Consider the following 23,640-nt stretch of genomic DNA (forward strand, 5'->3'; position numbering starts at 1 on the left):
CCGGGGAGAAAAAAGTACTACATCCTATACTTTTCCATGATTTTAATAAAATTCTCTTCTCTGCAGATAAAAGCATCCACAACATCCGGGTCAAAATGAGTCCCTCTGCTGTCCAAAATAATTCCTTTAGCTTCATTATGGGTAAAAGCCTTTTTATAAACCCGCTTACTGATCAATGCATCATACACATCACTAAGGGCCATGAGTCGTCCTGAAATAGGAATTTCTGTTTTTAATAATCCAAAGGGATATCCAGTACCGTCCCATTTCTCATGATGTGTCAAGGCTATTTCTTTAGCCAAGGTCAGAAAGGAATCTTCTCCCAATTCCTTAATTCCAACCATTAGAGATTCCCCTCCGTAAAGGGTGTGCTTTTTCATTTCTTCGAACTCATCTTCACTTAAGGGTCCCGGTTTGAGGAGAATGCTGTCCCTTACCCCAACTTTACCGATGTCATGCAAAGGCGCTGATTGATATAACAGCTCAATATAATCCTTGGTAAGGACGTCCTTATACTCATCCTTTTTCGAAAGTTCCAGGGCCAATACCTTGATATATTCCTGGGTTCTTTTGATGTGCTCTCCCGTTTCCGGGTCCCGAGTCTCAGCCACGGCAGCGAGACAGTAAATAGCTGCAGAGTTCGTTCTTTCCAGCAGCTTGGTCCTTTCCTTGACCTTTTCTTCTAATATGAGATTCTGATTTTCCAGGAAAAGCCGGGCTTCTTCGATTTTCAGCTGGGTTCTGACCCTGGCCTTCACCTCCACTATTTCAAAAGGTTTAGTGACATAATCAACAGCGCCTAAGGAAAAGCCTTTAGTCTTGGCATCACTATCTGTAATTGCTGAAAGCAATATTACCGGGATGTGCTCAAGGTCCGGTTTTTTCTTGATAATCTTTAAAACCTCATAGCCATCCAGCTCAGGCATCATAATATCTAAAAGGATTAAATCCGGTTTTTGTCCTTCGAGGAGCTCAATTGCTTCGGCTCCATTAATGGCAATAATTAACTCATAATCTTCCTGAAGTGCCTCCACCAAAATATCAATATTCATTTCCGTATCATCCACGATCATAATCGTCGGCTGTCTATCCATGGCTCTGCTCCTTTACAAGCTCCCTTACTTTTTCGGCCATAGCTTTGGCCTCTTTATAACGATAACGATCAGTGAGCTTCTTTAGTTCTTCAATTTGCGGATAATAGGGCATCCCCTGGAAATTATCGACTAAGTAAATCATACTCTCCTTTATTTCTTTGGGCCGAGCTTTTTCCAAAGCATAGAGCAACTCATCGAAAGCTGTATTCACATCGAATTTTGAAGATAGAGGCTCCTTCTTAGTACCCTTGAGAGAAATACACTGCTTAATAGCCTCTAACAATTCGTCATTTAACTTGGCAAGTTCCGCAAGTTTTTCCTCTAAAACTTGTTCATCCATGAACGCCCAGTCTTCTTCAAACTGAACCAGACAGCGGTTCAATTTCATGGCTCCTATGGTTCCGGTAACCCCTTTAAGGCTATGTATGAGTCGTTGGGCTTCTTCATCCGTTTGTTTTTGCCTTAAATTCGAGAAATCGTTTACCCAGTTGCTATAATTTGCAGCATATCTCCTTAATAGGTCCTCATAGAACTCTCGTTTCTGGTTTAAGCGAAGCAATGTCTTTTCAATATCCAAAACCTCTATAACCTCATCATCAACGGCCTCGAGGCATTTGACACCCTTGCCTAAGAGCCATTTTTCAAGGGTATCAAACAAACGATTGGGGTCTATGGGCTTGGAAATATAATCATTCATACCGGCAGCAATGCTTCTTTCTCTATCCCCTCGAAGTGCATTGGCAGTCATGGCAATAATGGGCAGTTCTGAGCTTGAGTAAGTTTTTCTCAGTATTTCCGTAGCTTTATAGCCATCCATAACAGGCATTTGAACATCCATCAGAACGGCAGCAAATTTATTGGCATGAACATATTTAATCGCTTCTTCACCATTATTGGCAATGCTTACAAGCATGCCGGCTTGCTCTAGCATATCTTTAGCGACTAATTGATTAATGTCATTATCCTCAACAACGAGGACCCGTTTATCGGCGAGTTCCCCCCGGTGCTTCCTGCTGTTTGCCTCATCATGGATCACCTCTCCTTGGTGCAAGGCAGTTCCATTGAGAGCATTCATAATAGCGTCAAACATTAATGATTGATTAATGGGCTTTACCAAGAAATTCCTAACCCCTAACTGTTTGACCTGGTGATAGTGAGTTTCCCGGCCTATGGCACTCACAAAGATGGTCTTCGGCAAAGCTATGTCTGGATTGGCGATGATCCTTTTATAAAATTCGATACCCGGCAATTCCGGCAGGTTAAAATCAATGACAAGGAGATCAAAGCATTCCCTATGGAGTCGTTCAAGGGCCTCAAAAGGATCATTCAGAGCTGTGACTTCCAAAGAAAAGGAGCGCAGCATTCTTTCCAGTATGGTCAATGAAGTCTTGTTATGATCGATGATTAAGGCCTTTTTCCCTTGTAGATCCGGATAATTGCTGCAGCTGGGTTTCTTAAGATCCAAGGCTTTATGAAAATGAACTATAAAGTGAAAGGATGTGCCTTCACCATAGACACTTTCTACCGAAATCTCACCATTCATTAATTCTACTAATTGTTTAGAAATGGTTAAGCCTAAACCTGTCCCGCCATATTTTCTCGTCATAGACCCATCCGCTTGGGTAAACGCTCTGAACAATCTGCCAATGTGTTCTTTGGTTATGCCAATCCCTGTATCGGAAACCGTAAAGCTCAGCTTAACCTCGTCGTTATTTTCTCCAAGTACTTTGACAGAAACATTAACCTCTCCTCGGTTCGTGAACTTGATGGCGTTGGTTATGAGATTGGATAATACTTGTTCCAAGCGCAGGGGATCGCCGATTAACACATCCGGCACGCCCTCCCCTGTATCAAAATTAAGATCGATTCCCTTTTCTGCTGCCGAAATCGAATATAGATTTGCTACATTTTCAAGTACCTTGTCAAGATTAAATTTAATGTTTTCAATTTCAAGTTTTCCAGCCTCAATTTTGGAGAAATCTAAGACATCGTTGATAATTCTGAGAAGTGTCTTTGACGCGCCTTCAATTTTAGCTACATAATTCTGTTGAGATTCTTTCAAATCCGATTGAGCTAATAAATGAGCGAGTCCCATGATTGCATTCATGGGGGTTCTGATTTCATGACTCATATTAGCAAGAAATTGACTTTTCGCCTGACTCGCTTCTTCAGCAGCTTCCATAGCTCTTTTTAATTCTTCTTCCGTCCTTTTTCGTTCTGTTATATTTTGCAGAACTCCGATAAACCTGCGAATTTTCCCATCCTCGTCCTTTTTTATGACTTGTCCAATAAAAGAAAACCAAACGTTCGGGTCTGCCTTTAAACGAACTTCTGTGTAAAAATCTTCTCCCACCATGGGCATATTGTTAACATTAAACAGCCCCATACTGTTAAGATCCTGGCTGTAGACAAAGTCTTCCAACTTCCCGTTAAGCTGAATCCAATCGCTCTCTTTAATGAGATTCTCCTTATAGTCAGGGGCATTTATTAATTTAAGAAAAATACCATTAACCACAACTACATGATTACAATCCGAGTCATATAAACCGATATGAGATGCCTCCATGGCAATCCTGAATCGATTTTCGGAATTGGCTAAATGATTGGTGACTTCTGTTAAGGCATGCGTTCGTTCTTTGACACGACATTCCAGTTCAACATTCAATTGAATCAGTTCTGCTTCAGCTCTTTGCCGTACGTGAATTTCGTTATTAAGAGCTTGAACATTGTTGCGAATATTGCTGGACATTTCGCCGATGGTCTTTGCCAGAATTCCAATTTCATCTTTGCTGGCCTTTAGATCACTGGGAATCTCAATAAGGTTCGTTCCGTCAGAGTCTTGGATGATTTCTACCATACGGGTTAATGGTTGTGTCATGACTTTGGTCATTTTATTGGCGGCAATAAAAATAAAAAGACATGCAAATAATGCCCCGCCAACAATCATCATAAGCAAAAATCTCATGGCTTCCGACGATTCCCGGTGATCGATGCCTATGGCCAGATAAAGTCCTTCGATATTTGGGACTTTTGAATAGATAAGATAATTAAATTCTCCCTTTTGAGTTGTAAAATTTAATTCTCCTGAGGGACTAGCTGAGATTAATTCTCCAAAATTCTCAATCTCAATGGTTGATTTTTCTTCCTGGTTAGGATTGATGATAACCTTGCCGCTGGCATCGAGAAACCATACTTCGGTAAATTGACGAATTTTCGCTTCTAAAAAGGAGCCCATTAATTGTTTTATTCTCACATTTATGACGATTAATCCCTTGAGATTGCCTCTATCATCCAGAACCTTCGTGCCGATATAAGTCGTATAGTCGTTATCCTGATTTGCCAAAAGTTTTGAAGTCAGCGTCATCTGATCTCCAGCTAATAATTCGTCTTCAAAACTAAGGGACGGTTTAATATTTTCAGGATTAATTACATATTGATCGCCATTAATCCCTTTGTATTTCATAGATAACCATAAATCCTTATTCCTAGTAATTTGATTATCCATTTCTTGCTCAATACTTGATAAATCGCCGTTCTTAAATGTTTCCGTACTGGCAAGGAGAGCCAATATAGTTTCTTGATTTTTAAAGCGTTCCCCCAAGTATTGAGCTTCTCCATCCACAACTTGCAGCCCGATATGACTGATGAGAGGTTTGATAATATTGTTGACTTGATAATATAGAAAAGTGCAGATTAAAATCAGCACTATAAACATAAGCAGGGTATAAGTCGCCCTTAATTTGTGCTTAAAGGAGTTATTGACAAAATTCGTTTTCAAAGGGTCCATCTCTTTTCTTTCTATACTAATCTTGACTTAAAGTTTCTTACACTGTTTCGACAAATGCTTTTTTATTCCTGCTAATTTTGCAGGTACTATAGTGACATTACGTTTTCACGTTTAGCCTTTAAAGTTATATTTCCTTAATCAGTGCCAGAAAGGAAATAATTTCCCCAGCAAAGGAATCCTCGCCAGATCATTTTTGCGAATGACCTTCAGCATATTCAGCAAGAAAATGTAGACGAATATTGAAACAATAATTCCAACAACCAAGCTTATAGGGACTCCCAAATGAACCCTTGGACTGCAGAGCAGAACAAAGAAAGTCCTTCCTATGTATCCCATTGCCATTGCTGCCGCTAGAATTTTGGCAATGGTTTGCCCGTTGAGAAAAAAGCCGATTAGTTTTACAAGGGAAGAGTGATGTAAGAGGGTTTCAAGAATAACCCCCATCCCCATTGCAATAATCACCCCTTTTATTCCCAGTTTCGGATTGGAAGCCAAAGGATAAATCAGCATAATCGTGATGAACCTTGCCAGAACGTTGTTAATCATTGCTGTTTTAGCCCGCCCCATACCAACTAATACCGATTGGAGAGGGGATTGGAGGTAGTTTAACACAAAAAAAGGCGCTAGGAGTTTTAACATAGGCGCTGCTGCTGGAGCATGGTAGATTACCGTCATTAATTCCAGGGAAAATAAATAGAGCACCACAGTACTAGGTGCACCAATGATTAAGGCTACTCCTATGGCTTGATTTAGCCGCCGTTTAATTAAAAGCAAATTTCCATGAGCATTTGCTTCACTGATAGCCGGCACCAGTGTAATTCCAAGGGATTGGTTGATGAAGCCGGGAAGAAACAATAAAGGCATGACAAAGCCGGCTAACATCCCATATTGTTTGGCAATCAGCGCAGAACCGATTCCGGCCAGAGCAAGACTTTTAGTTATGACGATGGGCTGCAAAGCCCTGGAAATAGACATTCCAAAACCATTACCGGTAGTTGGCAAACCCGTCTGCAACAATTCCATGACAATGGTTTTGCCTCTAGTTACCTGACTCCATGCGGGACGAGGTAACCGCAACTTCCTTTGCTGGGAGATTCTGAACATGATAATAAAAACAAGCAAAGAGGCTGCTTCCCCTAACACACCGCTTAGGACTGCTCCTGCAGCTGCAAATTCAATACCTAAGGGCAGCAGGCGCTGTACTAAGACATAGGTAAACCAGATTCGCACAATCTGTTCTAAGACTTGGGCTATGGCAAGGGGGTTCATCGTCTGTTTGCCCCGAAAATATCCTTTAAGTACGCCGGAAACCGCTCCAATAGGAATAACCGGTATCATAGCCATGAAGGAATAATAGGCCCGCTGATCCGTCAAAAAATACGGCAAGAAAATCTTGGCTCCGATAGTCGAGAGAAAAACCATAAGGATACTTAAACTGACGGTTATACTTAAGGCTATCAGCAGAATCTTTTTGATTTTTTGCCTATCTCTTTGAGCATCAGCTTCGGCCACTAAACGGGAAATAGCTACTGGCAGCCCAATGGTGGTTAGCGTCATCATCAAACTCATAAAGGGCATGACCATCTTTTTTAGTCCGATTCCTTCCGGACCTAGAACCCGGGAAAGTACAATGGAATTGCCAAATATTAAAATTTTAGCAAGAAAAGCTGCGACAGTTAATACAAAAGCCCCTTTGACCAAACTTTGTTTTTTCATCAGTTTAAACCCTTCTATCTAAAACATTGTTTAGTCTATGTTTATGTAAACACAAGGGAATTAAAAACTGACTAAATGAAATCCCTGAATCGTTCAAATACCAAAGAAAGCATTGAGGTTTCTCAACAAAGAAGGGCAGATCGTCCTTTGACGATCTGTCCTTCTTTTCTACACGGCAAGTCAAAACATTTTATTAAATTCTTCGTCTAAACGATGTTCTATCTCTTCATCCGTTAAGTCAAATTCGCGGGCATATTCCCTGGCCCTTTGTCTCTGGGCGTAGTAATACTGCTTGCGTTGTTCTCTAAGCAGCAAGGGGTCCTGTTTTTCCCGCCTACCGTTTCTCAAGCTTCGAAAGATAACGTAACTCAGGAGTGAGGTCAGGAGGAGCATGAGAATACTCTGAACCGGATCCCCAAATCCAAAACCGATAATCATACTCTTTTCACCTCTAAGACATTCTTTGTTCTACGTACTGAAAAACCTTTAAAGTATCCTCCGTATGAGGGATAAAAGCATAGAGTCTTTCCAAAAACCCCTTGCCTTTGGCTATCTCCACTGCTGAAGGGAAGTTTATGTCCAAGAGCCAAACCAAACGAATGAGTTTAATATCTGCGGGAGTTTTAGCCGAAGTATAGGCTATTTGCTTCCCGCTTAAAATGCCCTGAATAATATCCTGAGAATATCTCTGATCTTCATGATTGCTTTCCACTGCAAAAAAAGGTTTTTGCCAAGGCTTTTCATAGAAGTTGATGATCTGATCGAGTATATCCAGTTTATCCGCATCCCTGATAAGCTTGCAAAACTTCAGGGTCGTCTCGTCCACAACATCCTTAATGGTCCGTTGATTGTGATTCAGTATAGCCGTAAATACCAGCGTCTTCTCCCATTCATTTAATCGGCCTGAAAAAATCTGCTCTCCCTTAAGGACAGTCACTCCTAACAAGGCATGATCTTCACTTAGGGAATCCTTAAAGGTATGATATTTGCTATATTGTTTAAAGCGTCCCACATCATGGAAAAGACCAATCACTTCAGCGAGAAACATTTGCCGGGTATCCAGGCCAAGATTCTCCCCCAGGGTCAGCATATAGTCTCGAACGCACAAAGAATGGTCTTTTTTATATCTCAAGTTGGCCTCAACTTTTTCATCGTCCTTTGGAAATCCTTTAACGTAATCTTCAAACCATGTTCTAAAAAAACGAATATCTTCCAAGTTCATAATTATCTCCTTTTTCCATTGTATTCCCCTTCATTGAAATATTGATGATCATATCGAAATCCGGGCAACCAAATTATACTCCTTTTATGTAAGTTCGTTAACCGTAATTACTTTGTCAACCTGTAAATAATGTGTAAAACAGATAAAAATGGTATATAATTAAAAACATTGCAAGTTTACTTCAAATTAATCTGGACAACTTGTAATTAAAACCATATTACTTCAATGAATAGGGAAATCGAGGGATATCGTATGAAACTGTATCTAGAAATGTTTATTGTGTTTTTTAAGATTGGCTGTTTAGCTTTTGGCGGCGGCTATGCTGTCATAGGACTTTTACAAAAGGAGATTGTTGAGTTAAAACAATGGGTTGACAACGATGAACTAACCGATATCATGGCAATTTCTCAAACTCTTCCCGGCATTATTTTTGTCAATTCTGCCACGATGATAGGCTATCGCAAGAAGGGTATCTTAGGAGCTACAGTAGCTACAGTTTCCTCAGTTATGCCTACTTTTTTTCTTATACTCATTCTGACCTTTGTCATTTGGGGAGTCACTGATAACCCCATTGTTCACAAAGCCTTTACAGGAATCCTCCTGGGAGTCACTGCACTAATTCTGAATTCTGTTAAAAAAACCTGGAAAACAGCAGTTAAACACTATCCCGACATTATCTTGGCAGTCACGGCTACGGTTCTTTTGCTGTTTACAGGTCTCAACGTTGTACTTATCCTTCTTTTGATGGCAGGCCTTGGCTTCGCAAAGAATCTCTATGCCCTAAAGAAGGAGGCGGAAAAACTTGAAGCTCGTTGAATTATTTCTCGTATTCTTTAAAATCGGAGCAGTCAGCTTTGGCGGCGGTTATGCCATGATTCCTTTCTTTGAAACAGAAATGGTATCTCATAACTGGGTATCACTGGCAGACTATATCAAGGTAATCGCTATCGCTCAGGTCATACCGGGACCATTTGCTGTGGATTCATCCTCTTATATCGGTTTTCAAGTCGCGGGGATTTTAGGCGCTGTTCTTGCAACCATAGCCCTCTGCCTCCCTTCCTTTATTGCCTCGGTTGTCATCACGAAATTTTATGCTCAGTTCAAAACAAACAAATACGTAAACGCCCTCCTCATGGGCGTCCGGCCGGCTGTCCTTGGGCTGCTGATCAGTGCAGCCTATATTATTGGTATTAAACCCTTATATCTGGGGGGCACCCACTTCCTATCCTTAACCATGCTGAAAACTGTTCTGGTCATTGGCGCGGGATATTATGCTTTAAGTCAAAAAAAAGTAAAAATAGGCACTTTGACCTTTCTTGCTGCCTCAGCCGTGGTCGGCATTATTCTCTACTAACCCCCTTATTCTCAGATACTTTCCGTGCAAATCAACTGATAAGTGATATATAATAAAAATGATATATTATGAAGAAACAACTATTAAGGTGGTAAGCATTAATGAAGTCAATTGATAAGTCCATTGTTCAAGGAGCGCTGAACAGTTTTCTAAACTGTGACGTCTATCTCCACCTGGAAACAACCAACGGAGCCTATGCAGTCCACCGGCAAGAGAGCAATATGACTGTAGGAGCTTACATACGCAACGGCCGAATCTGCTTTGAACGTGGTGTCATTAGCGGTGACGGCCCATACCGAGTAGGGCTTAAGATGGAAATTGGCTGGGTTTACGCTGAAGGTCTGACGGACTTTGAGATAAACCAGGATGACCGGCTTTTGCTGGCCGGTCATGATCAGGATGGACGACTGGCTGTAGCTTTGGAACTCAGTCTGTCCCCTTTCGAGCTATAGTGAGGAGGAAGAATTTTGGAAGAACACGTTCTGGCTGTGTTCCCCCATCCGGACGATGAAACCTTTGGTTGTGGAGGAACCTTAGCTTTATACGCTAAATCCGGTATTCCTGTTACTTATGTCTGCGGAACTTTGGGCCAAATGGGACGTAACATGGGGAGCCCATTCTTTGCCAATCGAGAAACCCTGCCGAAAATCCGTGAAGCAGAGCTGGAAGAAGCATGCCGTGCCCTCGGCATTCAACAGCTGATTAAACTTGGCTTAAGGGATAAAACCATTGAGTTTGAAGATCCTGAAGTATTAATCGAAAGGCTTACTCAAATTCTCCGCCAAGTGCGGCCAAGCTTAGTCCTTACCCATTATCCTGAGTTTTCAGTACATCCGGATCATAATGCTCTTGGTCATGTTACCATCCAGGCGGTTTCTCGCCTTTCTGAACAGGAACGCCCTAGAGTATACGCCCATGCATTTGCCCGGAACTGCCGGGATGTCCTGGGCCCGCCGGATATCATCAAGGATATTTCAAGCGTGTCCGATGTTAAGCTGGCCGCTATCTTGGCTCACAAATCCCAATCTCAAGTCATCCTGCCCCGTACTGCCAATGGGCAGTTTATGAAACAATCCTCTAAAAACTCATACCGTCATATGCTTGAGCAGGAATCTTTCTGGACTTATCATTTTGCTTAAGGCATATCCAGACTTAAATATAAGCCGTTTCTCCACAATTACTCCTGGAGAAACGGCTTATATATTTTATTAATCAGAGTACGAGCTTGAAATAGCCCACTGTAGCGCGTAATTCAATTATATACTTGTTTGATTATACTAATATGAATCACCTTAAGTCTATTTGGCAGCATTTTTTGAGGATGAACTTAGGGGAAAATGCTCTTGTTTTAAATCATTTTTAATATAAACAAACCAATAAATACCGGCTACAAAAAGTGCTCCGCCTACAATGTTTCCTAAGGTTACGGGAATTAAGTTGTTGGTAATAAAACTTCCCCAGTTTAAATTGGCCAGTGCTTGAGCGGAAAGATGAGATTCGGCAACCCAGTTTGGATTTGCTTTGGCTAGTATTCCTGCCGGAATATAATACATGTTGGCAACACTATGCTCAAAGCCAGAGGTTACAAACAGCCAAATCGGGAAAAAAATGGCCATTATTTTGCTTGTCATGTCTTTAGCTCCATAAGACATCCAAACTGCCAAACAGACCAACATGTTACACATAATTCCTAAATAAAAAGCCGACGTAAAGGGAAGGCCTACTTTATAGGCTGCGATCTTAATGGTCATTCCGCCTAACACATTGGCACCGCTATTATATAAGCCCGAATGGACCATCATATAGGCCAGGAAAACAGAACCCAGGAAATTACCAGAATAAACAATAAACCAGTTTTTTAACATTTGACTCCACTTAACTTTTCCATCTAAAACTCCGCCCAAAATCATGGTATTCCCTGTAAATAATTCTCCTCCTGCCAACAAAACCAACATCAGACCTGTTCCAAAGATAGCACCTGAGAGAACTTTTCCAAGACCATAGGTTTCAGGCTTAGCAAACAAGTTAAAGGCAGCCATATTGGATCCCTCTGCCGCAAAAGCAATAAAAGCGCCGGCTAAAATCCCCAAAATAAACTGATTTGAATATTTCATGCCAACTTTTTTGATCCCTGACTGAATAGACACATGAGTAATTTCTGAAGGAGGCAAATAATGATTCATTTCCATTTTTCATCATTCCTTACGTTAAAGATTTCCCTGGAGCTCTAATAATTTATTAATTGATAGACACGCTCCTCCTTTCCTCGTTTTGAATCGGTTATTTGACCCACTTTTACTTTACCTGAATTTTTAAACAATGTCGCTTATATGATAATAAATAAAATGTTTTGTGTATAATTAAAAAGTTTTGTAAATTGCAGAAAATTGGGCACGATTCTGCCAAAAGCAGCCTCATGCCCATTTCTTGTTTACATGAATTTAGATAGAGATCGTCTATTTATCAAAGGGACGATCTGAAGGTATAAATAACTTAACAGGTCTGCCAACCCCGTACTTCAGTTTGGAAATAAGTATTCCCCGTTCTTCTAAAAACTCCAGGTAACGTCGCACTGTTACCCTCGTAAGCTTTACTCCTTCAGCCACATCTTCTGAAGAAAGGGGGCGTTGATTGACCTGCAAAAATCCTAAGATCTGATTTAAAGTACTTTGATTCAAACCTTTAGGCAGCGCCTCTTCTTCGACACACCAAAGCTCCTCATCTCCGGATTGCTGCTTTACCTCGGCTGACCCTTCCTCACGGGCTGCCTCCTTCATCATAACCTCGCTTATCCCAACTCCATCATGAGCCGGCTCAGCAACATCTCCAATGTTGACGTTATTTATTTCAGCGTCAGTATGGCTATCGGATACACGATTGATTTCCCCTGTAAATGACTGAAATTTTTCCACCATTTGATTAAAGGCGTCCTCAAGCTCCCAAATTTCTTTGGCACCGGAAACTTTAACCTTTTCAGTATCATGCCCAGTTGCTACATCCCGGGTTCCCAGGGTGATATTATGCAGAGGGTAGATAATCATTTTCTGAATGAAAAACCAAGTAATGAGAGCGACTAAAATTGTTAAGCCCAATCCCAGGCCGGCCATCGTGAGCAAAGATCGAGTCATGATTTCCTGTTCGTAGGTACGAGAAATTCCTACGTAAAAAATCCCGACAATATTGCCGTTTTCTGCCCGTAAAGGCATATAACCCGTTTGGTGCCACTGTCCAACTACATTAGCCTCTCCTATATATGTCTGACCCTGCTCTAGAACTGTTTTGGCTACATTGTCGGAAACTTTTGTTCCAATAACACGTTCACCGTTGGAACCTCGTACAGTGGTTGCTATCCTTGTATCACCTAAGAATATAGTTACGGTATCCCCCGTAAGTTTGGATAAGTGATCCACTAAATCATTATTAAGGTTAATTTTAAAAGAGCCTTTATAAAGGTTTCCATCCTTTACTGACCATGGTCCGGGATAAGTCTTATCAATGATTTCCTCACATGTCGCTAAATCTGTTTGTGCTTTAATAATTGCAGCAGCCACAACTCGATCTTTCATATACCAACCAAGAACCGCAAGGAAACAGGCTGCCAGTAAAACCAGTGACCCCAGCAGCAGCAGTAATATTTGATGTTTGATGGAACGCACAAAATTCACCTCCTTCGTCAATCTTATCCTTTTAGACTCTAAGTTTACTTAACAATTAATTCGAAAAAAATTAATTAAATCCCTTCTTAAATTATCTTACTTTATTAAAATTTTCATTATAGTTTTTTATTAATATAAAAACATATTTTATTGGATATTTTAAAATGAACTTAATGGACGTACAACTACTAGTATAGCACTTTAAGATTATGTACTGAATATCTAAAGAAAAAGCCCCAAACATAAAAGTCTAGGACTTAAGTAAATGTCGTTAATCAGATAGCCATGGGTTCTAGATTTTCGTTAAGAAACAGACAACCATAGTGCTTTAATTGAGAAAGTGATAGTTTCATATCCTCTGAGATAACAACTCCAACCCTTCCAGGATAATATCTCAGAAATTTGTCAACAAGCTCCGTTGACTCAGATTTTATAATTAATGGTTTTTTGATCAAAAAGCTTATATTAGTTACCAATCCCCATACATCAAAGGCCAAATCCTTATCCCCAAAATCCATTAACAAAGCATCCATAGTTTCTGATTTATAGTTTAAAAGCAACCCATAAAAATCACCGTTCTTTAACATTTCAACCATGCTGTCTTCTTTTAAAGAGAGTGTTTTTACGGAATATTCTTGGCTATTAACCATATCGAGATGATTAAAGGGGGAAGCAATTCCTGATGTTGATCTCACCTGCAAATCTGGAGCTTGAAGTTTACTAAGTTCTTCTTTCAGCGCCTTAATAAATTCGGGAGTTGTTCCGCAGCATCCACCGATAAGTCTTACGCCGTTTTCTACAAATTCTTTGGTATAGGAACTAAATTGCTCCGGTTTTTGTTTATAAACGGTTTCTCCTTTCACTAATTCCGGCAATCCTGCGTTTGCTTTAACTGCAAGAGGGATTGAGGCAACAGCATACATTTTTCTAATGGGTTCCATTAAGCTGTCCGGACCCCCTGAGCAGTTAGCCCCCACTACTGCTGCTCCTAAGGATTGACAGACAATAGCACAGGCCTCAGCAGAATTTCCAGATAAGGTTCGGCAATTCTCATTAAAGGTCAGTGAAGCAATGACAGGCAGACCAGTCGTTTCTTTAGCTGCAAGTATAGCTGCTCTCATTTCGTTTAAATCCGTAAAGGTCTCAAAATTGACGATATCCGCACCTGCATCGTCGATTGCCCTTAATTGCTCTTTGAAAATGTCATAAGCTTTATCAAAAGTCAAGTCTCCTGCAGGCTCAAACATTCGGCCGGTAGGGCCAACGGAAGCCGCTACATAGGTATCTTCGCCGGCAACCTCTTGGGCTAATTTGACGCCGGCAAAGTTTAATTGATAGGTTTTGTCCCCTAAACTATGTTTTTCTAAGGTAATGCGATTTCCTGGAAATGTATTCGTTTGAATGACATCAGAACCTGCTTCCTTATATGCTCTGTAAAGACTTTTGACCTCTTCAGGTTTGGATAGATTCCAAGATTCTGCGGCCTCACTACCTTTTAAACCTTTCATTTGCAGCATTACACCTTTAGAACCATCATATAATAAAACCTTTTCCAGAATAGAACTTAAGAACCCACTCATTGTTAGCCCCCCTTAATAACCCTGTTTACACATATGAATAATATACATTATTTTTGCCAAATTCTCCACTTTTTGATTATCCAGTAATCTTTCCAGTCTTGGACTGGGTCATTCTAATTGTATTGATAATAAGGGGCTAATGCAAAAAAAGCAATGGCAGCTATTATTCACGGGGTTGTTCTAATAAAGCCACAAGCAACTGTACCGCTGCTTCCACATCATGTTTATCAATCATTTCAGCAGGACTATGAACATAGCGAGCGGGAATGGAAATTACTCCTGAGGGAACTCCGCCTCTTGACAGATGAATTGCTCCTGAATCTGTCCCTCCAAACTCCAAGACTTCCCACTGAAAAGGAATCCTTCGTTCTTCAGCTACTGCAGCCATCCATTGTTTGATTTGAGGAGATGTAACCATAGAACGATCGTATAATTTTATCCCCACACCATTGCCCAAGCTTACGGATATGTTATTTGCTTTAGGCGTGTCCCCGGTTACTGTCACATCCACTGCAATGGCTAAGTCCGGTTCCAAAGCATAGGAAGCGGTTTTAGCACCGCGCGTGCCTATTTCTTCCTGAACCGTGAAAACAAACTCTAATTGGTGTGTTGATTTAGTTCGCTTGAAGGCTTCCATGGCAACGAAACAGCCTATCCGATCATCAAGGGCTTTAGCCATGATTCTTGATCCGGATTCTTCGTAGCCTCCGACAAACACGGCGGTTTCGCCAACATAGACAACTTGCTCAGCGTCTTCTCGTGACTGGGCTCCAATATCAATATATAGTTTCTGAACCTTAAAATCGCTGGGTCTATCTAGCTTTTCAAGGCCAATCGTTCCAATCCTGCCATTGACAAACCTTACTCTTTGACCCACTAGGTTAGAGGTATGGAGAAAACCAAGAGGAGTAAAGCGCAAAAAACCTTTTTCATCAATGTACGTAATCATCAAGCCGATTTCGTCCATATGAGCTGCAACCATTATTTTTTTTCCGGTTCCATAGCGTTTAACCATTAGATTTCCTAAAATGTCCGTCCTCAGCTCATTGGCATAGGGACTCAGCTGAGCAGCTATGAAGTCGGCGACCTTTCCTTCTGAACCCGAAGGGCCAAAGAGTTGAGTCAACTGTCTAAGCATGGCAAAATCTAAATCCATCATGCATGTTCCTCCTTAACACTGACGTCAGCAAACATTCGCGGAAGATCTATTAACAATTCATTAACCAAATCGAGAGCAGCTCTATAATCTTTCTCGGATATCAAAGAAACAGGGGAGTGAAGATAACGGCAAGGTACACTTAAAACAATGGTTGGAACTCCCTCTTTGCTGACATGAATAGAACCTGCATCATTTCCTCCTCTGCTCCCGCGCCGAAACTGCAAAGGTATACCTTTGCGGCGAGCTGTTTCACTCACCCAACGGATTAATTTGGGATTATAAAGGGTTGCACTGTCTATAAGGGAGCAGGCCGGACCTTTGCCTAGTTCTGTGACCCACTCTTCTTCTTCATCGTTGGATAGATCGGCTGCTGCAGTGGCCTCGATAACGATAGCAAAATCAGGCTCCACCTGATAGGCGGCTGTTTTAGCTCCTCAGAGACCTACCTCTTCTTGAACTGTAAAGGCAGCAACCAGAGGGTAAGCAAAGTCTTTTTTAAGCAGTTCTGCAATAATAGCACACCCGACTCGATCATCTAAGGCCTTTCCTTTGTAAAGCCCTTCGCCAAAAGTCTCAAACTCCGTCAGAAAATAAGCGTAATCCCCTAGTTTTACTTTACCGGAGGCATCCTCTTTCGATTTAGCTCCTATATCAATATACAGCTGCTCAAAGGTCAAAGCCCTTCGTCGTTCTGAGCTTCTTTGTAAATGGATGGCTTTAGCACCTATGACACCCATGACAGACTGATTAATTCTTACTGGCTTGGAGACCAAGATTCGAGGATCAATTCCTCCTACAGGCTGAAATTTGAGAAATCCGTCGCTGGTGATATCCATAATCATCAGGGCAACTTCATCCATATGAGCTGCAACCATAACTTTAGGACCGGAACGCTGGCTGTTTTTAACGGCGATTAAATTCCTCATTTTGTCCACCTGGATTGTTTCCACAAAAGGTTGGATTTCTTGACGCAAACAATCTCTGACAGCCCCTTCGGCTCCTGAGGTTCCGTTTAATTCACATAGCTTCTTTAATAACACAGCAATCCCTCCAAATCATCGGGCAAGGAGGCTATAAAATAAGCTAAAAGCTTCCCTGAGTTAAGAACATCATGCAAATCGAGAGTCTCCACAGAAGTGTGCATATAGCGCAAGGGAATGGATATCAAACCTGTAGGAACACCTGCCCGGCTTACTTGAATGGCCCAGGCATCTGTTCCTGAATGCCCCGGAATGGGCTCTATTTGAATGGGTATGCGATGCTCTTGAGCAGTTTCAGAAATCTGCCGGTAGATGGCGGGATGAATATTCGGCCCTAGGGCTACTGCCGGTCCTTTCCCTAGTTCAATCTTTACTTGCCCCTTTGTGTCTGGGGTACTTCCATGTGTAACGTCAATGGCTACCGCTAGATCCGGATTAAGGGTATAAGTACTTGTCATGGCCCCCCGAATTCCCACCTCTTCTTGAGTTGTGGCCACGGCAATCACATCATGGGCATGGTGCAGCCGGGCAAGTTCTTCGAGACAAACCATCATGACAACCACTCCGGATCGGTCGTCCAAAGATTTTCCCGCTAATAAATCATTAAGGAGGGGATAAACCTCTCGCCTGAGAGTAACCACATCCCCCACTTGTATTAGTTCCTGTGCTTTTTCAGCAGAAAGCCCAACATCTATCACCAACTCCTCCATCTTAATTGCCTGTTCCAAGTCTTGACTATGGAGCAGATGAGGAGGCAGGGACCCGATAACCCCCGGAAAAGTCTGACGTCCGTGAACAAACACTTCTTGTGATATAAGAGTACGAGGATCCACTCCACCAACTGTTGCAAAATAGAGAAAACCCCTGGAATCAATCTTTTTAACCATCAGACCAATCTCATCCATATGGGCTGCCAGCATAATTTTTCCATTCACATTGATATTACCCTTTTTTAAGGCATAGACATTGCCAAATTTATCACTTTCCACCTCATCACTAATTCTTCCAAACTGTTCCTTGATTAAGGATGCAATAGAAGTCTCATGACCGGAGACCCCTGAACTTTCTGATAAATGAGTAAGAAATTCTCTCGCATTCTGAAGCAAAGAATTGCCCAAAAAGATTCACCTTCTCTCCATAAACAACATATTTGTTGGTAAGTTATATATTACTTTTATTACTTCTCTATTGATTTCAGAATAACCTTTTTCTATCTTCCGCAGTTGAACACAGATAATTTTATTTATTCATTTTTTTTAGAATTATGGAACTTTGTTTAAAAAGATCCATTGATTTTAAAATTGTTGTATAATTAGACTGTCAAATTTTGAAAGTAACTGCAATAATAACTTTGGATTGAGGTTGGTTTTATGAGTATTTTTGAAATTATCATGTTAATATGTTTTGGAGCCGCTTGGCCCCTTTCCATTTATAAGTCCTATACTTCCCGATCAACAGCCGGTAAAAGTGCCTTGTTCCTAGTGGTTATCCTCATTGGCTATGTCGCTGGGATCTTGCATAAAATTTTTAATCAGTACGATGCCGTAGTCTATTTATACTTTTTGAATTTCCTAATGGTATTAACGGATCTTCTGATTTATATCCGCAACAGTCACATGACTGCCACCCCTTCGCCGGGACATAAAGGAAATGTCTCCAGTTCGGCAGTATCTGCTAAATAAACGAAGCCCCCTTCCGCATCCTTGATGTGTTTGGCGTCGGAAAGGGGGCCTTTTGTTAGTTTTATTCCTGATGATTAGGCTAAAATTTCTGTTACAGGTGTATAGGGAAGATTCTGATCATCGGCAACAGCCTTAAAGGTTACTTTTCCGTCATAGACATTGAGTCCGCATGCTAAGCCTGGGTCATCGATAAGTGCTTGCCGCCAGCCTTTATTGGCAATTTTCAAGGCATAAGGCAAGGTGGCATTCGTTAATGCAAACGTTGAAGTACGTGACACCGAGCCAGGCATATTAGCTACAGAATAATGTACAACACCATATTTAATGTAGGTAGGTTCACTATGGGTTGTAACTCGATCAATGGTCTCAATGGAACCGCCTTGATCGATGGCAACATCCACAATCACAGAACCCATTTCCATGGATTTAACCATTTCTTCACTCACTAGTTTCGGCGCCTTAGCACCCGGGATAAGAACGGCTCCAATTAAAAGGTCAGCTTTTTCTACCCACTTGGCGATATTGTAGCTATTGGACATCACAGTCATAACTCTCCCGCCGAATATATCATCCAGGTAGGCAAGACGGTCGCTGGAACTATCAATGATGGTTACCCTGGCGCCCATGCCGATAGCCATTTTCGCCGCATTCGTTCCAACAATACCCCCGCCGATGATAACCACTTGAGCTGATTCGACGCCAGGGACGCCGCCCAAGAGGATCCCTTTCCCGCTCCATGGTTTTTCCAGCATTTGGGCGCCAATTTACGCTGCCATACGACCGGCCACCTCGCTCATAGGGGACAAAAGGGGTAAGGTATTATTTCTTCCAACAATGGTTTCATAGGCAATACCGACAACCTTCTTTTCCAGCAAGGCCTTGGTAAGAGCAGGTTCCGGTGCTAAATGCAGATATGTGAAAAGAATTTGCCCTTCATGGAATAAATCGTATTCCTCTGCTAAGGGTTCTTTTACTTTTATAATCATTTCCGATCGATCAAATAAAGTTTTCTTGTCGTCAATAATGCTTGCCCCTACTTTAGCATAACTTTCATCGGAAAAGCCGCTGCCTAAACCTGCGTTGCGCTCAATCAGTACGGTATGCCCGTTTCGGCTCAGATCTGCCGCTCCGGCAGGAGTAAGTCCTACCCGATTTTCATTATTTTTAATTTCTTTTGCTACCCCGATGATCATATTTAACCCATCCCCTTTAATTTTTTTAACTTAACTGTAATGCAAATTTCATCTGCACTCTTTTGCTTTTGCAAAATGTATGCCATTCTCAGACCCTTATTTCATCCTTAATCCTAGAGGAGTCTTAGGCTAAAGTGTAAACTTATGTTTCCAATATAATTTCCACTGGCATAGAATGTTTCCAAAACTTTTTCAGAGTATCCAGCCATGCCGCTACCGCAGCACCATCAGATGATGGAATAAAGATTTTTAGAGTAAGTAATAACAAGGCAAGCAGCGTCTCTCATAATAGAGATGCTGCTTGCCTTTGGACTTTGTAACCCCTTTAATTTCATAGTGGTAATTCATATTTACGCATTTTTTTTAGTACGGCGGTGTGGGATAACCCCAGTACTGCACCCATGCGTCGGGAAGACCGAAAACGCTGATAGGTCTGCTGTAAAATTATTCGTTCCACTTCACCCAGACGTTCCTCTAATGTCTGATAGGTTTCAAACTGCACTAATGTCGGCAAGTCTATGGATCCGGATGGTCCACTTAAAAAAATGTGTTCTGAGCGTACTTCTTCGCCGTCAACCAGATTGACGGCCCGTTCTATAATGTTTTTCAATTCCCGCACATTCCCTGGCCAGTTATAACTTTCTAACCGCTGCAAGGCCGATGGAGAAAAACCTTTTAGCGGACGCTGTAATTTTTCAGCATACCTTTTTAAAAAAAGGTTACTGAGGAGTCTTATGTCTTCAAATCGTTCCCGAAGAGGCGGTATCTGTAAAGGGATGACATTCAGCCGGTAAAATAAATCTTCTCGAAAGGTTTTTTCTGCCACCATTTTTTCCAAACTGCGATTCGTCGCGGCAATAATCCGGACATCGATGGCTACTTCTTTGTTACTGCCTACCCGCCGCACGCGTTGTTCCTGCAGTACCCTCAGCAGTTTAACTTGTAAATGTGCGGATACATCTCCCACTTCATCAAGAAACAAGGTCCCGCCGTTGGCTAATTCAAACAGACCGGGTTTGCCTCCTTTTACCGCTCCGGTAAAAGCGCCTTCTGCATACCCGAACAACTCACTTTCCAGTAAGGTGTCCGGGATGGCTGCACAGTTGATGGGTACAAAAGCGGCATTGGCTCTTCCCGAAGCACTATGCAGGGCTCTGGCAAATAATTCTTTGCCCGTTCCCGTTTCACCGTTAATGAGGATCGTGGAATCGCTGGTCGCATAGCGTCGCGCTTGCCCCACGACTTTTTCCATGACCGGACTGATAAAAGGAATATCCGCAAAGGTCATAGGCAAAGACGTTGTCATGTTGCGCATTAGATTTCTTACCTCGCGAGTATCCCGAATGACAGCAATCACGCCCACCACATCACCGCTGTTATTCCTAAGGGGTATAGTATTAACAACACAATACCCTTGGTCTGAGGTAATGAATACCTCCCTATTGGTATGTTGACATCCCGTTTCCAGAGTTTCTCGTATCAGCAAATGTTTGATAAGCCCTGGATCTAAAGGCTGTCCCTGGGCTTGCTGAGCCGACAATCTGAGAATACGAACCGCCGCCGGATTGCACTGGGTAATAATGCCATCCTGATTAACCACTAAGATGCCATCCTGGACAGAGGATACGATGGCATCAAGTTGATCAGCTCGACCTTTTGAAGGCATGAAGGGAATTTCTACGATTGTCTGCACGCCACTGATGCCGCTTAATTCTTCAATGATTTCTAACCGTTGGTCCTGGTTAACATTTTGGCACTCCAGAAACACCGTGCCTTCTTCAACCTCCATGGAACGAATGCTAGTACCACGTTTCGACAAAATAGATGAAATGTCATGAACAATCCCGATACGGTCAATATATGGAATACGCAAGCGTAAGTACACTTCTTGCACCCTCTCCTCTAATTGTTGCAAAATGATGGCTCCACTTTTGAGCAACTTTGAAAACAAGGTTTCCAAGAGATTTATTCTCCAAATAGCCTCTAGAACCCTTCAAAACGAAAATGCGGAATCATTGATCACTTGTCGGCATTCACTTACAATATTGATAATAATATACTACAAGGTAACCACCTTATGTCCCTACGAAGCATTTTTATATTTGTTAAGTTAGTCCACAGGAGGATATGTGTTTTGTTAGAGCAACTATTAGCTTTTGTAGAACAAGAAATGTTAATTTCTACAACTCAAATTCTAACAATTTCTTTAAGTTTTCAAGAGCATATGACTAAGGGCTTAAGCGGGCTTGCAAGCTCCCTTAAGATGTTTCCTTCTTACCTTGGAGCTCCCAGCGGCGGCGAAACTGGGACCTTTCTGGCTTTTGATTTTGGCGGTTCCAATGTTCGTGCTGCCCTCGTTGATCTTAAAGGAGAAGGAAATTATCTAGAATTCTATCGACAATCCCGACCTTTAGCCAATCCTGAAACTGGGTACGATTACCGTGACGAAGCTGTGACAGCTGCTGAGTTGTTTGATTTTCTGGCGGGAATCATTCAGGAAGTGCTCAATAAGGCACCTGTTCGCCCTACTCACTGTTCCCTTCTAACTGGACCACTGCCTTTAGGGTTTGCCTTCTCCTTCCCCTACCGCCAACAGAGAATAGGAGAAGGGGTGCTCCTCCATTGGGACAAAGAAGTTAAAACCTCCGGTGTTGCCGGGAAAGACGTAGGTTGTTTACTTAATGATGCCCTTTCCCGCTGCGGGCTTGATCAAGATGTAAAGCCCACTGCGATTATTAATGACACTGTGGCCACTTACCTGACTGCAGCTTATGGAGATCCTGGCATCGAGATTGCTTCGATTATCGGAACTGGGCACAACTCCTGCTACTTAGAACCAAGGGTACCCAACTTTGAGTCTCCTATCCTTATCAACACAGAATCTGGCAATTTCTCTGCTGCTCCAACTACTTTCTATGATTTAATTCTTGACCAGCAAAGCGAAAACCCTGGGGAACAATTGTTTGAAAAAAAGCTCTCAGGCAAATATCTGGGAGAGCTTTTGCGCATAATCGTCCTTGATTTTTCCCAGCGGGGGGTACTTAAGCTTATGCTCCCTCCTCGTTGGCACACTCCCTACGACGTAAACGGCAAAGATTTGGCTTTAATCCTTACTGAGAAGGCTGATCTGGATCTTAACTCCAGCATTAGGTCAGGATCTGAGGGCCTCATTCTCCAGCGGATCGCTCATTTGCTTACAAAACGCTCAGCTCGGCTGGCAGCGGCCAGTTTTATAGGGATTGTCCAACATCTTGACCCATATTTTGAGAATCCTCACACTATCGCCGTCGATGGATCACTATATGAAAAAATGCCCGGCTATGCCCAGGAGATAAGGGCTGCTCTAAATGACGGATTAGGAACAAAGAGCGATTTAATCAAAGTCCGATTATCCTCCGGCAGCTCACTAACGGGGGCGGCTATTGCTGCGGCCTTGGTAAGCCTCAATGCCAATAACAGCACCAGAGTTCCACAACGTTAACTTATCCTATGAATCCACCGCTATTTTAGCAAGAAGACTCAGCCTTTTTCAATTGGCTGAGTCTTCTGCTGCTTATCCACTGATTTTTGCCCGCAACTTATTTATCAATTTCTTAACCAAACTATAATATTGTTTTTACACATAAAATATATAATGATTAAATGGAAATAACAAATGTACTAAGAACTCTTGATGATCGTTCATTTGAAAGGAGATTACTAATGTACAGTCTGACATACGGTGAAGTTTCTTTTCAAGAAATGGTTTCGATTATAAAGGCTTATGCTGTTCAAGATCAAGATCTGGAATACGTTATCGCCGTGGGAACAGACAGCCAAAATTCTGACTTTACAAAAGTACCTGTCACTGTAGGTATTCATAGAATAATTAACAAGGTGGGCAAAGGCGGAATTTATTTTTACGAAATTAAAAAGATAAAAAAAATCAATAACATTAGGCAAAAAATATTTTATGAGACGAATTTAAGCATTGAGCTAGCTCTTAAATTGAATCATACCTTTGAAGAAAGCAATATCCCCCACGAAATCCAAGTCCATGTTGACGTCGGTTATAATGGTCCTACTTCTCAGTATGTTTCAGAGATTAAAGGCTGGGTTAAAGCTTGCGGATTTCAATGTATAATCAAACCGGATTCTTACATGGCTTCCAGCGTTGCCAACAGGTTATCAAAATAAATTTTTTGATAACCTGATGGCTTTAGCTTTCCGTTAGCCAA

The 23,640-nt window shown here is 41.8% G+C and carries 18 protein-coding genes and 2 pseudogenes; 7 read left to right on the forward strand and 13 right to left on the reverse strand.

Annotated features, from left to right (window positions below; all coding sequences use genetic code 11):
- Window positions 1–17: 17 nt before the first annotated feature.
- The 5 genes from DESOR_RS21635 to DESOR_RS21655 all read right to left on the reverse strand — a co-directional run bounded on the left by DESOR_RS21635 (window position 18) and on the right by DESOR_RS21655 (window position 7,819).
- On the reverse strand, window positions 18–1,094 hold the full coding sequence (locus tag DESOR_RS21635; protein ID WP_014186727.1) for an HD-GYP domain-containing protein: 1,077 nt from the start codon (window positions 1,092–1,094) through the stop codon (window positions 18–20).
- Window positions 1,087–4,872 (reverse strand): response regulator, encoded by a 3,786-nt coding sequence (locus DESOR_RS21640; RefSeq protein WP_014186728.1) that lies wholly within the window; start codon window positions 4,870–4,872, stop codon window positions 1,087–1,089. The genes DESOR_RS21635 and DESOR_RS21640 overlap by 8 nt, the downstream gene beginning before the upstream one ends.
- A 147-nt stretch (window positions 4,873–5,019) precedes the next feature.
- Complete coding sequence (gene spoVB / locus DESOR_RS21645) at window positions 5,020–6,597, reverse strand: stage V sporulation protein B (RefSeq protein ID WP_014186729.1); 1,578 nt, start codon at window positions 6,595–6,597, stop codon at window positions 5,020–5,022.
- A 180-nt stretch (window positions 6,598–6,777) separates the two neighbouring features.
- Complete coding sequence (locus tag DESOR_RS21650) at window positions 6,778–7,035, reverse strand: hypothetical protein (RefSeq protein ID WP_014186730.1); 258 nt, start codon at window positions 7,033–7,035, stop codon at window positions 6,778–6,780.
- Window positions 7,036–7,048: 13 nt separating this feature from the next.
- Entirely contained in the window at window positions 7,049–7,819 is a 771-nt protein-coding gene (locus tag DESOR_RS21655) for an HD domain-containing protein (protein ID WP_014186731.1), read from the reverse strand.
- Window positions 7,820–8,071: 252 nt separating this feature from the next.
- Between DESOR_RS21655 and DESOR_RS21660 the strand changes: the two genes are divergently transcribed.
- The 4 genes from DESOR_RS21660 to bshB2 all read left to right on the forward strand — a co-directional run bounded on the left by DESOR_RS21660 (window position 8,072) and on the right by bshB2 (window position 10,312).
- Window positions 8,072–8,635, forward strand: coding sequence for a chromate transporter (locus DESOR_RS21660; RefSeq protein WP_014186732.1), 564 nt, complete (start codon window positions 8,072–8,074; stop codon window positions 8,633–8,635).
- A complete protein-coding gene (locus tag DESOR_RS21665; RefSeq protein ID WP_014186733.1) occupies window positions 8,622–9,173 on the forward strand; it encodes a chromate transporter in 552 nt (183 codons plus the stop codon). The genes DESOR_RS21660 and DESOR_RS21665 overlap by 14 nt, the downstream gene beginning before the upstream one ends.
- 101 nt (window positions 9,174–9,274) lie before the next feature.
- Entirely contained in the window at window positions 9,275–9,625 is a 351-nt protein-coding gene (locus DESOR_RS21670; RefSeq protein ID WP_014186734.1) for a YojF family protein, read from the forward strand.
- Window positions 9,626–9,640: 15 nt separating this feature from the next.
- A complete protein-coding gene (bshB2, locus tag DESOR_RS21675) occupies window positions 9,641–10,312 on the forward strand; it encodes a bacillithiol biosynthesis deacetylase BshB2 (RefSeq protein ID WP_014186735.1) in 672 nt (223 codons plus the stop codon).
- Between the two features lie 159 nt (window positions 10,313–10,471).
- Here bshB2 and DESOR_RS21680 read toward each other — a convergent pair whose 3' ends face one another.
- The 6 genes and pseudogenes from DESOR_RS21680 to DESOR_RS21705 form a co-directional block, all read right to left on the reverse strand.
- Window positions 10,472–11,362 (reverse strand): formate/nitrite transporter family protein, encoded by an 891-nt coding sequence (locus tag DESOR_RS21680; protein WP_014186736.1) that lies wholly within the window; start codon window positions 11,360–11,362, stop codon window positions 10,472–10,474.
- A gap of 267 nt (window positions 11,363–11,629) precedes the next feature.
- Entirely contained in the window at window positions 11,630–12,829 is a 1,200-nt protein-coding gene (locus tag DESOR_RS21685) for a cache domain-containing protein (protein WP_014186737.1), read from the reverse strand.
- Window positions 12,830–13,104: 275 nt separating this feature from the next.
- Entirely contained in the window at window positions 13,105–14,409 is a 1,305-nt protein-coding gene (locus tag DESOR_RS21690) for a homocysteine S-methyltransferase family protein (RefSeq protein WP_014186738.1), read from the reverse strand.
- A gap of 163 nt (window positions 14,410–14,572) precedes the next feature.
- Complete coding sequence (locus tag DESOR_RS21695) at window positions 14,573–15,568, reverse strand: M42 family metallopeptidase (RefSeq protein WP_014186739.1); 996 nt, start codon at window positions 15,566–15,568, stop codon at window positions 14,573–14,575.
- Window positions 15,565–16,608: pseudogene (locus DESOR_RS21700) on the reverse strand (M42 family metallopeptidase). Before DESOR_RS21700 ends, DESOR_RS21695 begins: the two are co-directional and overlap by 4 nt.
- Window positions 16,599–17,666: a M42 family metallopeptidase gene (locus DESOR_RS21705; RefSeq protein WP_014186740.1), complete on the reverse strand. Its 1,068-nt coding sequence runs from the start codon at window positions 17,664–17,666 to the stop codon at window positions 16,599–16,601. Before DESOR_RS21705 ends, DESOR_RS21700 begins: the two are co-directional and overlap by 10 nt.
- A 252-nt stretch (window positions 17,667–17,918) precedes the next feature.
- On the opposite strand from DESOR_RS21705, the gene DESOR_RS21710 reads away from it, so the two are divergent.
- Complete coding sequence (locus DESOR_RS21710) at window positions 17,919–18,230, forward strand: hypothetical protein (protein ID WP_014186741.1); 312 nt, start codon at window positions 17,919–17,921, stop codon at window positions 18,228–18,230.
- Between the two features lie 74 nt (window positions 18,231–18,304).
- On the opposite strand, the pseudogene ald reads toward DESOR_RS21710, so the two are convergent.
- Window positions 18,305–19,423, reverse strand: a pseudogene (gene ald, locus DESOR_RS21715) (alanine dehydrogenase).
- A gap of 331 nt (window positions 19,424–19,754) precedes the next feature.
- Entirely contained in the window at window positions 19,755–21,338 is a 1,584-nt protein-coding gene (locus DESOR_RS21720) for a sigma 54-interacting transcriptional regulator (protein WP_202946171.1), read from the reverse strand.
- 219 nt (window positions 21,339–21,557) lie between these two features.
- On the opposite strand from DESOR_RS21720, the gene DESOR_RS21725 reads away from it, so the two are divergent.
- Entirely contained in the window at window positions 21,558–22,904 is a 1,347-nt protein-coding gene (locus DESOR_RS21725; protein ID WP_014186743.1) for a hexokinase family protein, read from the forward strand.
- A gap of 221 nt (window positions 22,905–23,125) precedes the next feature.
- Window positions 23,126–23,599, forward strand: coding sequence for a ribonuclease H-like YkuK family protein (locus DESOR_RS21730; RefSeq protein WP_014186744.1), 474 nt, complete (start codon window positions 23,126–23,128; stop codon window positions 23,597–23,599).
- The last annotated feature ends 41 nt before the right edge of the window (window positions 23,600–23,640 follow it).

The sequence above is a fragment of the Desulfosporosinus orientis DSM 765 genome (assembly GCF_000235605.1).
GTDB classification, from domain to species: domain Bacteria; phylum Bacillota; class Desulfitobacteriia; order Desulfitobacteriales; family Desulfitobacteriaceae; genus Desulfosporosinus; species Desulfosporosinus orientis.